The sequence below is a fragment of the Spirosoma aureum genome (genome assembly GCF_011604685.1).
Taxonomy (GTDB): domain Bacteria; phylum Bacteroidota; class Bacteroidia; order Cytophagales; family Spirosomataceae; genus Spirosoma; species Spirosoma aureum.
Genome location: NZ_CP050063.1, coordinates 6,074,873 through 6,089,449 on the forward strand (window position 1 = coordinate 6,074,873; position 14,577 = coordinate 6,089,449).

Below are 14,577 nucleotides of genomic sequence, written 5' to 3' on the forward strand. Positions count from 1 at the left end.
CCGACTAGGATAAACCCACTACAAATTTCGGATATATTTCTGACCGCCCAGGTAGCGCATCTGCCGGGCAATCTGCTTCGTTCGACGCTGGACGTAATTCGATGGATTTTTTATGGAGAACAGGCGCGGATTCGGTAATACCGCAGCAATTCGGGCGGCTTCATTGCGCGAGAGCGTTGCGGCTGAGTGCCCATAAAATCGTTCTGAGGCAGCTTCTACGCCAAAGGTCATCGGGCCTGTTTCTGCCACGTTCAGATAAACTTCCAGTATGCGTTTTTTGCCCCATATCAACTCAATAAGCGCCGTAAAATACACTTCCAATCCTTTCCGAATGTAGCTGCGACCATTCCATAGAAAAACATTTTTGGCAACCTGCTGTGAAATAGTACTGGCTCCGCGCGGACGTTTACGAGTCTGATTTTCTTTGATCGCATCCTGGATCTCATCGAAGTCGAATCCCCAATGTGTGGGAAAAGCCTGGTCTTCGGACGAAACGACAGCGAGCGCAACCTCTTTGTTGATCTCATCGTAAGACCGCCATTTTTTATAAACATGGCTACTTTCATCCGTTCCGATCGTATCCATCCAGCGCGAAATCACCAAAGGCGTGATCAAAACAGGCACGTATTTCAGTGCGATCACGTAACCAAGCGAACCGAAAAATAACCAGAGTAAAACTCTGATACAGAACAGGTAAGCGCGTTCCAGCAAGGGTCGATCACGAATAAAACGACGCGCCTGCTGCCAGCGTCCACCTTTCTGGAGACGTTGTGCCGATGAATGGCCCAATTTTGGCCGGGGTTGCTGAGTAGCCGTCCTGAATGTATTAGCAGGGCGCTGAGGAGGATTCATAAAAGCGAGTCTGTTACGCGAAAATGAAGATTTTTCCAGTAGCGTGGATGAATTATTGTGCTTTTATTCATCAAGCCCCCTAATTCATCAAGTCTTGTTTAGACTCCGCTGCCCTGCTCCGGTTTAACGTGAAATAGGCCTTTGACATTTTATTAATTGACACTCAGTTTACTAATTGTTTTAGTACGGTAACTGACTCGGTCATCAAACCAACTTTTGGCAGGCATCACCGGAGTTCATGCCCGTTTAAATGGTTGATCGTCGTTTTGGGAACCGGCTTCCAATTAGCCAGTGTAACTCGTCTTTTCAATCGATCAAAGCTTCTAGCAAACGGCCAACTATAAGCGGAATGATTAATAGGCCAACTTAAATCCGGTCAATCCTGTTACTCCTCTCAACTATAATGCAGGATGACCCAAGCAGTCGCTGTAACTTGCAACCAACTTACGTTAGCCACATTTTCATGGATCTAATTCCTTCTCCCCCACTTACCCGCGCTCAGGAGTCGCGCGTTGCCATTGAGCGGTTGTACATTACCATGCGTCATTTGTTTAACCGGGGGTTTTATAAGCCATCGGGTGTATCCGGCGAGGAAATTCGTCGGGCTTTATTGATCCTTCAACCCGAAATTTATGGATTGGTTGGCGACCCGCAACGGGTTGAATTAGACGGTCTTGTTTATGTCATGGATCGGCTCCCTAAAGGCATCGAATCCTGCCGGGTTATTTCACTAGCCTCCAGAGAGGGATTTGAACATTCTCATTTCCCGGTGCTGGTTCCCGCCAAGCGTCGTCGCAATTGTTACCGGATCGACAGTGAGCAGATGGTCATTGAAGTTACCAATGGTCGCAGCGAAATCTATGACATTCTGACGCACCTGACATTCATGTTCATGGAAGCCGATAAAATCAGGCGGAATGCTTTTCAGGAACGGGGAAGCCGAACACGGGAATGGGAGAAACTGGAAGCCATTATACAGTCGGGCGGAACGGTTAATGACGATGAGCGCGAGCTGGCCTTAATGTACCTCAGCTCCATTCTTGGCAGAACGTTTGAGGAAACACAGCATGCCTATCAGCGGTTTGCCGAAAACAGCGGTACCAACAACGGTCTGTTCCAGATCGTCTATGGCTTAGGCAGCGTGTCGGTACGGGAAATTCGCGAGTCGAATACAGCCCGTGAGATCAACTTTACGCCTATGCTCCGCGAGCGGATTGGCCAGCACCTCTATGGCGAACGCTGGGCAACGCGCATTAAACAATACATCTGGGAACATAACCTCCAGGAGCGCCCCATTCATATCATAAGTGCCAATCCACACAGTGTCATGAATTGCCTGTATGCACCCGGCGCATTGGCTGATGTTACCACCTGGGATAATCTATACGATCTGGCGCTGAAATTAAGTCAGCCAACCCAGCGGGAACTGCGAAAACAGGTCGTTAGCTATGCCGCTGAACATGGGATGCACTTGCTGGAAGATATTGCCGGAACCAGCCTGCTGGTACAGATCATTGACACAGCACAGCTGAATACCTCAACGCTTTCATCGGAGCTTACCCATGATCCGGAGCATATCCGGAAGACACAGCCACTATTGCTGGTTATGGATTATGCCTTCGGCGAGCAGGCGTTTGAAACAATGGACGAATTACTAAAACCCTTTGAGCGAGGAGATGAAACGTTTCCGTTGAATGTGGCCTCGATTTCCATTATTGGGAAGGCCGGAATTCTGACTGGCGAAAAAGGAGATCTGATGATTCCAACCGCACACATTTTTGAAGGTACCGCCGACAACTATCCGTTAAAAAATGATTTTTGCAAAGAGGATTTTGAAGGTCACGGTTTGGGTGTGTATGAAGGAGCAATGATTACCGTACTGGGCACATCCTTGCAGAATAAAGACGTGCTTAGTTACTTTAAAAACTCCTCCTGGAAAGCGATCGGCCTTGAAATGGAAGGCGCTCATTATCAGAAAGCCATTCAGGCACAGTCACAGATACGAGATAGTGTTCCGACGAATGTTAAAGTTCGCTACGCTTACTATGCATCTGATAATCCGTTGCTTACAGGGGCGACGCTGGCATCTGGCAGTCTGGGCACCTTAGGCGTAAAGCCAACCTACCTCATCACGGTGAAGTGTCTAGAAAAAGTGCTGACATAGCCTAGGCGATCTTTTGTACAGATCGCTACTCCACTATGGCATTACCTTGATCTACTTAAAAAAATAAAGTACTCCGGTCAGTGAGACAAGTTGAAAACAATACAACTTACCTCACTGACCGGAGATGCGATATTCCTGACTGTCAGGCAACAACCGGTTGTGCGAACACACTGGCGTGTTCGGCAATAAAATCTTCGTAACTACGCGGTGATCTACCTAAAACACGGGTAATCAATGCAATATCTTCAGCAGAAGCGGCCAGGCCTTCATCCTGAAAGAACTGATACATTTTTTTCCAGTCCTCAACTATCCAGGCAGGCAAAGACTTTCTGGCTTCCGCTGCCCAGCTATCAAGATTATTACCGGCATAGCGAATTTCATAACCAAGCTGCTCGCTCAGGATATTGACGGTTTCGGCACTCGTCAACACCGTTGGCCCTACCAGCGGAATGGTTTGTCCGTCATACGCATCAGTCAGTAAAACGTTTGCCGCAGCTTCGGCGATGTCACGTACATCGACCCGGCTCAACCCCCGATCACCGATGGGTTGTGGGTAGATTCCGTAGTCGGAAATGGCCTTGCTAAACCAAAAATCGTTCTGATAAAAATTATTGGGACTAACGAACACGTACTGTAGTCCCGATTGCTTCAGTACATTTTCGATGGTTATTTTAGGCTGAAAATGCGGTACGTGCGGTGCTCTACGAACATCGTGGATACTCTGATAAACGACCTTGCGCACCCCTGCCCGCTTGGCCGAGGCTATAGCATATTGGCCCTGAGCGGCTTCTGTATTGCTCTGACGGTTCAATAAAAATACGGTTTCAATGTCGGCAAACGCTTTGGGCAACGTACCGGGCTCATCCATGTTCCCAACCACAAATTCGACCCCTTCCGGCAATAAAGCTGCTTTTTCGGGTGAAGTAATTAATACCCGCACAGATACCTGTTTACGTACAAGTTCTGCTACTACCTGGCTCCCTACGGTTCCTGTTCCTCCAATTACTAAAGTTTTCATACAGACTGTTCCTGATTAAAAAAGATTTTTGGTTCAACAGGCCAAAATTGGGGTGCTACAACCCCTGATCGAAAGGGCAGAAATCGTGAGGCTGCTAAAAACAATCGGGAAGCGTCAGGAACAGCTCGTGAAACGTTACGCACCAAAAGTCAGGAGCAACTGACTTTCTCTAGTCGTCAGGTTCATCGTCAGACGAATACTAATAGTGCTATTAATTAAATATATATTAAAAAATTCCACTCATTTCTTTTTTGTTTAAAGGATTAAGCATAGATTTGAAAGCCGTAAAAACTAAATGAGTACTAAAAAAACTTCGTTAAAGGATATAGCACAAAAAGCAGGGGTTTCTACCGCTCTAGTGTCCTATGTTCTGAATGGAAAGGAGAAAGAGAGCCGGGTTGGTCATGAAATTGCCCAAAAGATCAAGAAGATCGCGGCCGAATTGAATTACCAGCCTAATCACCTTGCCAAAAGTTTACGAAGCGGGAAAACGCATACCATCGGCCTCATTATCGCCGATATATCGAACCCCTTCTTCGCCAACATAGCCAGGGTGGTTGAAGATGAAGCAAAGCACAATGGCTATACGGTCATTATTGGTAGTTCCGACGAAAACGCAGGTAAATCGCGGGATTTATTGAATGTGTTGATCAATAGACAGGTTGATGGCTTTATTATAGTTTCCGCCGAAAATTCTGAGGAACAGATTCATTACCTCAAAGACAAGAATATACCATTTGTTCTTTTAGATCGATATTTCCCGGAGATACCCACTGATTTTGTATCTACGGATCATTATAAAGCGTCGTATGAAGCGTGTTCCCATTTGATTCGGAATGGCTATCAACGCATCGGAATGATTGCCTACGACTCGCAGATGTTCCACATGCAGGAACGGATACGGGGCTATAAGGATTCGCTGAGAGATAATAACCGACACTTTCAAAAGTCCTGGTTAAAGGAAGTTCGAATCAATACAATTGAAAATGGAGTAAAAGCAGCCATTGATGAAATGCTGGCAACAGATCGCCCGGTTGATGCGATCCTATTTGCCACTTATAGCCTGGCAATCAATGGATTAAAATATATTAACGAATTGCGTTTGAACGTACCAGCCGATTTGGCTATTGTCAGTTTTGGGCAGGCAGAAGTATTTGAATTATACTATTGCCCGATCACTTACCTCAAACAGCCAATTGTCTTGCTGGGCCAGACAGCCGTTGAACTATTGGTCAAAAAATTGAAAAACAACCTAAACGAACCCGCACAAATACTAATGAAAGCCGAATTAGTAGAACGCGCGTCTTCAACGGCTAAACCTGTTGTCTCGACTTAAATTTACCCATTTGCTTAAACGATTAAGCCATTGACAATAAATTCCTAATCCCTCCTATGCAACGAAGATCTTTTCTTAAATCTGCTTTAGTAGGCTCAACTGCCGTGTGGGCTGGTCTGCCAGCAAGTTTGGCTCAGAGTGCACCCAAATTAAAAATTACCAAGATTCGGTACTACAGTGCACCGGGTTATAACAAACCGCTTTTCAATCAGGCACGTGGCATTGTTGAGATTCAAACCGATGGCGGCATCATCGGTATTGGCGAAGGTGGCTCAAAAGATATGATCGAGCAATGCGCTCAAATGATCATTGGCGAAGATCCATTCCGCATCGAGCATATCTGGCAGAGTGTCTATCGGGGTATGTTTTACCCACCGGGCCGTGAGAAATTACATGCACTCGGTGCGCTGGAAATGGCTTTGTGGGACATTAAAGGTAAAGCCTTAGGAGTTCCGGTCTATGAACTACTGGGAGGAGCCACACGAGACTATGTCGAATGCTACGCGACTGGTTTTCGGGCATCGAAAGCAAAAACGGAAGAAGAACGGGCAAGAGATTGTATAGAAGCAGGGTTGCGAGCCTACCGGATCGGACCAACGGGCGGAAACGGCGAAACCCCGTTCGATTTCTACGATAATGCTAAAAAGACCATTGAGCTATGCAAACGAATCGATGCGGCTGTTGGGGGAGGTGGTAAATGGGCTATTGATCTGCACACCCGGTTTGACACCACCGAAGGCATAAAAATCTGCAAAGCCCTCGAGAATCTGGAGCCTTATTTCGTCGAAGACATTGTACGCTCCGAAAATCCGGACGTTTACAAAACCGTCCGGCAGATGACCACAGTACCCATTGCCGTTGGTGAACAATTCGGCGATCGATGGGACAGTAATACCTTCATTGAGCAACGCTTAATCGATTATACTCGCTTCACGATTCCCAATACGGGCGGTATATCTGAATTTAAGAAACTGGCGTCTATGTGCGAAACGCACTACGTTGGCATGATTCCGCACTTTACCGGCCCGCTCTCAACGGCCACGCTGGTGCATGTACTTGGTTCCAGCAGCCCAACCCGCTGTCTGATGGAACTGGGTGGCGGAGAACCAGAACGTCCTGCCTACTTCAACGAGGATTTCGTCAACTTCAAAAACGGTAAATTATACCTGAATCCAGAACCAGGACTGGGTGTCAAGTTCGACCCCAAGAAAGCAACGTTTGTTATGGAGGTTACTGCCAAAACTCAGTTCCCCCATCCTGTTCTAAAAAGCCCCGACGGAGCCATCCACAATTGGTAACCGTATAGTACGCTTAACGACAACCTGAAAAAGAAAAGTAAATAGCTACTGAAACCCAACGCCTTAGTTGGGCCAGGTAGCTGTTTTTAGAGCCTTTAAAATTTTGAACTATATCAATATTTATCATTGATATAAGTGGATGATTTTTACCCTTTTCCTTTAACCTCAATCTCTACTACACATGAACAAAGCTCTAGTATTTCTTTTTTTTCTGCTTCTGAGCAGTGGCATTGCCCTGGCTCAGACAAACAGAATAACCGGCAAAGTGACTGGTCCCGACAGTCAGGGGCTACCAGGTGTTAACGTCCTGGTGGAAGGTACGGCTGTAGGTACGGCAACAGATGCAACAGGAAGTTATTCAATTAATGCCCCTGGCACTGGCTCATTGGTTTTTTCGTACATCAGCTATGTAACACAGACCATTCCGATCAATAATCGATCGATAGTTAATGTGCAACTGGCCGAGGATTCAAAAGCCATTGATGAAGTAGTCGTTACGGCATTAGGTATCAAGAGAGAGGCCAAAACACTGGGTTATGCAACAGCCACTGTCAATGCCGAACAGATTTCCGTCAACCGAACACCCAATTTCGTGAGCGGTCTACAAGGGAAAATGGCGGGTGTAAACATCACTACCATGGGAACGGGGCCAGCCGGAACGGCCAAGATCCGGATTCGCGGTCAGTCGTCCTTTAGCGGCCAGAACAATCCGCTTATCGTTGTGAACGGCGTTCCGATCGACAATTCCAACTCTTCCCTTGGTGGTGATTTTGGGCCTCGTACCACAACGGGCCTCCCCAACAACAGTTCAGATGGGGGCGACGGCCTTTCCAGCATTAATCCCGATGATATTGAAACCATGACCGTGTTGAAAGGAGCCACGGCCGCAGCCCTTTATGGATCACGCGCCAAAGACGGCGTTGTCATGATTACGACCAAAAGCCGGGGGGCTGGTAAAGGATTTGGTGTAACATACAACACGAACTTCACCACCGATACGCCATTGGATTTTACTGATTTTCAGTACGAATACGGTCAGGGCGAAGGAGGGAAACGGCCAACCACCACCAGGCCAACATCGGGCGTGTGGAGTTTTGGGGAGAAGTTTCAACCGGGCATGACGCAGGTGCTGTTCGATAACAAAACCTATCCCTATGAGCCGGTATACAATCGGGTGAAGCAGTTCTACCGTGTAGGCACCAACTTCACCAACACCGTAACCGTGGCAAATAACGGCCAAAACGGTGGTTTCAGCCTCTCGTTTGGTAACACCGACAACCGGGGGATTATGGAGAACAATACCTTCAACCGCAAAGTGATCAATCTGGGCTTCAGCCAGAATATCACGAGTAAGCTGACCGCTTCTGGAAACATTAATTACTCAAAGGAGAATAACATCAACCCACCCCAGCTGAATACGCAGGACTTTTCAGTATCGACGGTGGTTTTCACACTGGCCAACTCCATGCCTTTCCAGGCCCTGCGGGATAATCAGACCGAGGCCAACGGCGATGAGTTTGTGTTTTCGCGCTTTCTGGTACGCAATAACCCGTACTATTCCATGAGCCGCCACTTTGAGAACATCCGGCGCGACCGTCTGTTCGGCAATGTGGCCCTGAAATACCAGTTTACCGACTGGCTGTATCTACAGGCAAGGGTTGCCCAGGATTTTTTCATCCGCAATCAGGATTATAATATTCCCAATGGATACGCTCCAATTGCCAAAGCCCCGGTTGGCTTCGTAAATGGCTCATATACACAGGATGTACGTCAGAATACCGAACGAAATTTAGACTTTATTCTTGGTGGCAATAAAACGTTCGGAAAGTTTGGCGTGGATATAACCTTAGGGGGTAACGCACGCTATGCCCGTAATGACTACAACAGCGTAACGGTGCAGGATTTCGTAAATCCGGGTCTATATACGGTTGCTAATGGCCGGATCAAAAATCCAATCTATGCCCTTTCCGAGAAAAAAATCAATTCCCTGTTTGGAGCCGCAACCTTCTCTTACCGGGATTATCTGTTCCTGAACGTAACGGCCCGCAATGACTGGTTTTCGACGCTGGCCCCCTCTAACCGGAGCATTCTGTACCCATCCGTTACAGGTAGCTTTGTGTTCTCGCAGGCGTTTGAAAAACTACCCGCCTGGCTGTCGTTTGGTAAGTTACGGGCAGCCTACGCACAGGTGGGTTCCGATAACGTTGATCCTTATTCAAACGCGCTCTACTACGCTGTCGACAACAATTCATTCCCCAATCCCGCTGGTCAACTCGTGCCGGTGGGTGGTATAAACGCAACGGTCGTTCCAAATAAAAACCTACGCCCGCTTCGTATTCAGGAAGCCGAAGTTGGCCTGGAATTGAAGCTGTTTGACAACAGGGTCGGCTTTGATTTCACATATTACCACAAAACGACCGACGATCAGATACTGGCCGCTCAGATTTCAGATGCTTCATCGTATACCAGCAAACTGATCAACGTGGGCAGGAGTATGAATCAGGGCCTTGAGATGTTGCTGACCTTTTCGCCCGTAAACACACCCGCTTTTCGGTGGGATGTGAGCGCCAACGTTTCCTACAATACCTCGAAAGTTCTGCGTTTAGGTCTGTCGCCCAATGATACCGTCATTACGGTAAGCAGTGGTGGTGGCCGGACACTGAATCAGGTAGTTGGCAAGCCTATCGGTCAACTCTACACTTTCACTTATCTGCGGGATGCGCAGGGACGGCAGGTGTTTGACCAGAATAGCGGTATGCCGCTCCGCAACAACAACCTGGTAAACGTAGGGAATGCCCTCCCAACTTACTTCGGCGGTATTACCAATACGTTCACCTATCGTGGGCTATCACTATCGGCCCTGATTGACTTCAAGCTGGGTCATAAAATGATTGCCGGTCGTAACATAAACTACATGCGTCATGGTTTGTCGAAACGGACGCTGCCCGGCCGGGATGTGGGTTATGTAATTGGCAACGGGGTCAATCCGAATGGGGAAATTAATCAGACCAAAGCTGCAGTACAGCCTTTCTACGAATCCATTAACCCACTGGGTATCAATGAAGATTTTGTGTTCAATGCCGGATTCTGGAAACTGCGGCAGATTTCACTGGGCTATGATTTCAGCAAACTGCTTCCCCAGCGTCTTTTCATCAAAGGGCTGAAACTTAATGCGGTGGCCAATAATGTCCTGGTTATCAAGAAATGGACTGAAAATATGGACCCCGAAGAAGCGCTGGTTTCGTCAGACAATGCCGTAGGACTGGACTTCTGGCCGGGTCTGCCACCTACCCGCAGCATTGGTTTTAACTTAAATGTCAGATTTTAATTTTTTATCAGGCCGTTCAGGTAGGAATCGTAAAGCAGGCCAACCCTCAATAGTTATCCTACACCGGAATGACAAAGACAAAAAACGATACAAATCATGAAACCATATCTGAAATATACACTCGCACTGGTCTTCTCGCTGAGCCTGCTTACAGGCTGCGATAATGGCTTTGATGAGGTAAATACCAATAAGGTAGACCCTACATTTCTGGCCCCGTCTATGGTTCTCAATAAGGCCATTATCAATACCAACTACCTCGATGGGTTTGGTACGCTGGGTATGCTGACCTACAACTTCGGCATTGTTCAGCAGATCATTACGCCCTATGGCAGCTCGCTGTCGGGTGCCAATTACGATCAGGTAAACGGTAGCAATACACCTTTAGTCTGGACCAATTTTTACCGCAATGTGCTTAAGCAACTCGTGGCTGTACTGGAGCAAACCAAGGGTGAACCGCTCCAGTCGAATACTTACAACGCGGCTCGTATCTGGAAAGCCTATGTGTTCATGATTCTGACCGATACCTATGGCGATATCCCCTACTTTCAGGCAGGACAGGGTTACACGACAGAGATTATCACGCCTAAATACGATGCTCAGCAGGATATTTATAAAGACATTCTGAAGGAACTCGATGAAGCTTCGGCGGCTCTGACCACTACACAAACTCCGGTAGTTACCGATATTCTGTACGGTGGCGACGTAGCAAAGTGGAAAAAACTAGGATATTCTTTTATGCTACGGGCAGGTATGCGCCTGACGAAAGTTGATCCGGCAACGGCAGAAAGTTATGTCAAAAAAGCCGTGGCAGGTGGCGTATTTCAATCCAACGCCGACAATTCGACCCTTCGGCATACGGCAATCTATAACAACTACATTGCCAATCACTTAGCCGCCCGCGAAAAAACCAATTTCTACCTCGCAGCTCCCTTTGTGAATTACCTGAAAGAAAACAACGACCCCCGACTGCCTATTTTCGCCGTGCGCTACGTAGGTGCCAAAGGGGGCCAGGAACAAGTCGACGCACGCGCTACCTCCGATCCGAAGCAACAGATCGGGATGCCGATGGGCTATAACGACGTATCGATTACAACGGTACTGGCCCAGAATGGCGTGGCCAGTCTCTGGGATTTCTCGCAGGTTAACCTCACCACAGTATTGAAGCTCGATGCTCCTGAATTTCATATCACCTACGCACAGGTTCAACTGTTGCTGGCAGAAGCGGCTGTTCGGGGATGGGTGTCGGGAACCGCTGCCGACTATTTTGCGAAGGGCGTTCGTGCCAATCTTGAGCAAATGGCGTCCTATGGGTCAACCATACCGGAAGCAACTATAAAAGCGTATTTAGATGCTCACCCGCTGGATATGGCCAAAGCCCTCGACCTTATTAATACTCAATACTGGGTGGCCAGTTTCTTAGATGGCAATGAAGCCTTTGCCAATTTCCGGCGCAGTGGCTTTCCCGCGTTGAAGAAAAACCCTTATCCCGGCTCTGAAGTGAAAGGTGATTTCATTCGACGCATGCCTTACCCCGACAGTGAGATTGTCGTTAACTCGGGCAGCCTGAACGAAGCGATTACACGGCAGGGGCCCAATACACTCGATACGCGCGTATGGTGGGATAAAAAATAAACAGCTCTTTAACTTCTTGCCGCAGAAGGCTGCCTGGGGGTGCGCTTACACATCGTAGACACCCACCGATAACTAATTCTGTAGAGAACCTTTGTCGTCGGTGTACCTCCGGGCGGAATTCTACGGCAAGAACACAGTCTTTAACTCTTACTTTTCTCTTTATGAATCAACTTGATCAAAGTCGCCGGGATACGCTGAAAATGTTGGGTATGGGCTCCTCCGCCGGACTCCTCAGCCTGTTCGGTGGACTCTCCACGGCCCAGGCTCGCGAACAACTAGCCACCCCACGATACGCCGTGGGGGCAGCACCCGTCAAAATCAAAGCCGTCAAAGCCATCGCCACCGCCCCACAAGGCTCCAACCTCATCGTCGTTAAGGTCGAAACCACCGAACCCGGTCTCTATGGGCTCGGTTGCGCCACCTTCACCCAACGAGCCGCTACCGTCATCGTCGCCATCAACACCTACCTCAACGAATTCTGCGTCGGTAAAGACGTCGATAACATCGAGGATATGTGGCAGGCGGCCTACGTCAGCTCCTACTGGCGAAACGGACCCGTCCTCAACAATGCCCTCTCCGGACTCGATCAGGCCCTGTGGGACATCAAAGGAAAACGAGCCGGTATGCCCGTCTACCAGCTCCTGGGGGGTAAAGTCCGGTTCGCCATCCCCTGTTACACCCATGCCGGAGGCAATACCCCCGAAGCAGCCGCCGACAGCGTCAAAAAATTCATGGCCGATGGCTTCAAATACATCCGCATCCAGCAGGGTGGCTATGGTGCCGTCGGCGCTACGGCCGATAAACCCGATTTCAAAGTGGCCAACTTCGGGGGCGAGACCGACAACTACATGAATGAGCGGCTCTACCTGAAATCGGTGCCCAAGATGTTTGAGGTGGTTCGTAAGGAGTGTGGCGAGGAGATCGAGCTGTTGCATGACATCCACGAGCGGGTGCAGCCCATCGATGCCATCAATATGATCAAGCGGGTAGAGGAGTTCCGGCCGTTCTTCATCGAAGATCCCTTCTCGCCCGAGAACATGAAGTGGTTTGCCCAGTTGCGGCAGGCCACCTCGGTGCCCATTGCTATGGGGGAATTGTTCAACAACATCAACGAGTTCAAGGAGCCGATGGTCAATCAATGGTTTGATTTCATCCGGATCCACGTTTCCCAGATCGGGGGCATCAGCCCGGCCATGAAGGTAGCCCGGTTGGGGGAATGGTTCAACATCCGCACGGCCTGGCATGGACCGGGGGATGTTTCGCCGGTGGGTCATGCGGCCCATGCGCACATCGATCTGGCGGTGTGGAATTTTGGGATTCAGGAAGCGGTGCAGTTTTCGGAGAAGACGCAGTCGGTCTTCAGTGGCTGTCCGACGATGAACAAGGGGTACATGTCGGTCAATGAGGTGCCGGGTTTGGGGGTGGACATCAACGAGAAGGAGGCTGCCAAGTATCCCATCAGCACCAAGTCGAACTGGCAGGTGCGCAAGATGGATGGCACTATTATCAGACCGTAACTTATTTCCGGGATTCACTTTGGGCTGTGATTTCAGCCCAAAGTGAATCCACTTCACATTACTCCTATTAGCCCTTCAGTTTTGACTATTTGCTTAAACGATTAAATGAGCTACACCTTTACCCAATAAACAATGAAATCACCAAACAAGAAATCAGGCATATCCCGCCGTTCGGCCATACAGTCGGTACTGGGTGTAGCAGGTATGGGGTCGATGGTACTTCCTCAGACGTCATATGCCGCCAGTCCCGGACACTTTGTCGATTACAGCAAAGTAAAGATTACAAAACTTGAGACCTTTCTGGTCAAACCCCGTTGGATTTTCCTGAAAATCCATACCGATGTTGGCGTTTATGGGTTAGGCGAACCGCTTCTGGAAGGCCGGGCACTAACCATCCAGACCGCCATTAAGGAAGTCGAACCTTATTTGATCGGCAAAGACCCCCGGCAGGTTGTTCACCATTGGCAGGCTATCTATCGTCATGCATTCTACCGCGGTGGCCCCATCCTGACGAGTGCCCTGAGTGGCATCGACCACGCGCTCTGGGATATTAAAGGCAAACTGTTGAACGTACCTGTTTATGAACTGCTTGGGGGTCCCACCCGCGACCGAGTTCGGGTTTATGGCCGGGCCAGCAATGCTGAAGACATGAAGAAGCGGAAGGCCGAAGGATACACGGTGATTAAGACAGGTGTTGCCAAAAAGAACCCCGCCAACATTGTCGAAAATCCGCAATTCATTAAATACGCTGTCGACAATTTTGCATCATTACGCGAAGCGGGTGGCCCCGAAATGGACATAGCCATTGACTTTCACGGGTCCATTTCGCCCCAAACGGCAAAAGTGCTCATCAAACAGCTGGAGCCGTTCCAACCTATGTTCGTTGAGGAACCCTGTCAGGCCCAGAACGTAGACACGATGGTCGACATTGCCAGAGGGACGCATTTGCCAATCGCTACCGGCGAACGCATTTTCACGAAATGGGGATTCCGCGAAATTCTGGAAAAAGGAGCTGCTAGCATCGTACAGCCTGACCTCTGCCATGCCGGTGGTATTACGGAAGGACGCCTGATCGCGGGTATGGCCGAAGCATACTACGTTCCCATTGCTCCGCATAACCCGATGGGGCCAATTTCTCTGGCAGTTGGGTTGAATCTGGCAGCCAGTGTACCCAATTTTCTGGTACAGGAGCAGGTCTCCCTGGGTGAAGGCTATCTCAAGAATCCCTTCAAATTACAAAGCGACGGCACAGTTCTCATTCCGAAAGGACCGGGTCTGGGCGTCGAACTGGACGAAGCGCTGATGAAAGACAAAATCGGCCACGACTGGAAAAATCCCGAAACATACAATGCCCTCGACGGATCAGTAGTGGATTGGTAATATTACCCTGATTACAAGCCTCTTACCATAAAACCTATTCTTTTTTTAAACA

9 protein-coding genes are annotated in these 14,577 nt (G+C 48.8%); 7 read left to right on the forward strand and 2 right to left on the reverse strand.

Features of this window, described 5'->3' with window-relative positions:
* Positions 1-18 precede the first annotated feature (18 nt).
* Positions 19-852 (reverse strand): monofunctional biosynthetic peptidoglycan transglycosylase, encoded by an 834-nt coding sequence (mtgA, locus tag G8759_RS24165; protein WP_167213815.1) that lies wholly within the window; start codon positions 850-852, stop codon positions 19-21.
* Positions 853-1,315: 463 nt separating this feature from the next.
* Between mtgA and G8759_RS24170 the strand changes: the two genes are divergently transcribed.
* Positions 1,316-3,016, forward strand: coding sequence for a DUF6909 family protein (locus G8759_RS24170; RefSeq protein WP_167213819.1), 1,701 nt, complete (start codon positions 1,316-1,318; stop codon positions 3,014-3,016).
* Positions 3,017-3,158: 142 nt separating this feature from the next.
* Here the strand turns inward: G8759_RS24170 and G8759_RS24175 are convergent, their stop codons facing one another.
* Entirely contained in the window at positions 3,159-4,034 is an 876-nt protein-coding gene (locus G8759_RS24175) for an SDR family oxidoreductase (RefSeq protein ID WP_167213822.1), read from the reverse strand.
* Positions 4,035-4,329: 295 nt separating this feature from the next.
* Here G8759_RS24175 and G8759_RS24180 point away from each other — a divergent pair, with 295 nt between their 5' ends.
* The 6 genes from G8759_RS24180 (at position 4,330) to dgoD (ending at position 14,525) form a co-directional block, all read left to right on the forward strand.
* Positions 4,330-5,370 carry a LacI family DNA-binding transcriptional regulator gene (locus G8759_RS24180; protein WP_167213827.1) on the forward strand — a complete coding sequence of 347 codons (1,041 nt, stop codon included), beginning with the start codon at positions 4,330-4,332 and terminating at the stop codon, positions 5,368-5,370.
* Between the two features lie 56 nt (positions 5,371-5,426).
* Positions 5,427-6,668, forward strand: coding sequence for a mandelate racemase/muconate lactonizing enzyme family protein (locus tag G8759_RS24185; RefSeq protein ID WP_167213830.1), 1,242 nt, complete (start codon positions 5,427-5,429; stop codon positions 6,666-6,668).
* Positions 6,669-6,849: 181 nt separating this feature from the next.
* Entirely contained in the window at positions 6,850-9,996 is a 3,147-nt protein-coding gene (locus tag G8759_RS24190; protein WP_167213833.1) for a SusC/RagA family TonB-linked outer membrane protein, read from the forward strand.
* A gap of 96 nt (positions 9,997-10,092) precedes the next feature.
* Entirely contained in the window at positions 10,093-11,628 is a 1,536-nt protein-coding gene (locus G8759_RS24195; RefSeq protein ID WP_167213838.1) for a SusD/RagB family nutrient-binding outer membrane lipoprotein, read from the forward strand.
* Between the two features lie 161 nt (positions 11,629-11,789).
* Positions 11,790-13,145 (forward strand): enolase C-terminal domain-like protein, encoded by a 1,356-nt coding sequence (locus G8759_RS24200; RefSeq protein WP_167213841.1) that lies wholly within the window; start codon positions 11,790-11,792, stop codon positions 13,143-13,145.
* Between the two features lie 132 nt (positions 13,146-13,277).
* Complete coding sequence (gene dgoD / locus G8759_RS24205; RefSeq protein ID WP_167213846.1) at positions 13,278-14,525, forward strand: galactonate dehydratase; 1,248 nt, start codon at positions 13,278-13,280, stop codon at positions 14,523-14,525.
* The last annotated feature ends 52 nt before the right edge of the window (positions 14,526-14,577 follow it).

Coding starts and splice junctions, on each gene's coding strand:
- mtgA (WP_167213815.1), bottom strand. CDS start 852: ATGAATCCTCCTCAGCGCCCTGCTAATACATTCAGGACGGCTACTCAG.
- G8759_RS24170 (WP_167213819.1), top strand. CDS start 1,316: ATGGATCTAATTCCTTCTCCCCCACTTACCCGCGCTCAGGAGTCGCGC.
- G8759_RS24175 (WP_167213822.1), bottom strand. CDS start 4,034: ATGAAAACTTTAGTAATTGGAGGAACAGGAACCGTAGGGAGCCAGGTA.
- G8759_RS24180 (WP_167213827.1), top strand. CDS start 4,330: ATGAGTACTAAAAAAACTTCGTTAAAGGATATAGCACAAAAAGCAGGG.
- G8759_RS24185 (WP_167213830.1), top strand. CDS start 5,427: ATGCAACGAAGATCTTTTCTTAAATCTGCTTTAGTAGGCTCAACTGCC.
- G8759_RS24190 (WP_167213833.1), top strand. CDS start 6,850: ATGAACAAAGCTCTAGTATTTCTTTTTTTTCTGCTTCTGAGCAGTGGC.
- G8759_RS24195 (WP_167213838.1), top strand. CDS start 10,093: ATGAAACCATATCTGAAATATACACTCGCACTGGTCTTCTCGCTGAGC.
- G8759_RS24200 (WP_167213841.1), top strand. CDS start 11,790: ATGAATCAACTTGATCAAAGTCGCCGGGATACGCTGAAAATGTTGGGT.
- dgoD (WP_167213846.1), top strand. CDS start 13,278: ATGAAATCACCAAACAAGAAATCAGGCATATCCCGCCGTTCGGCCATA.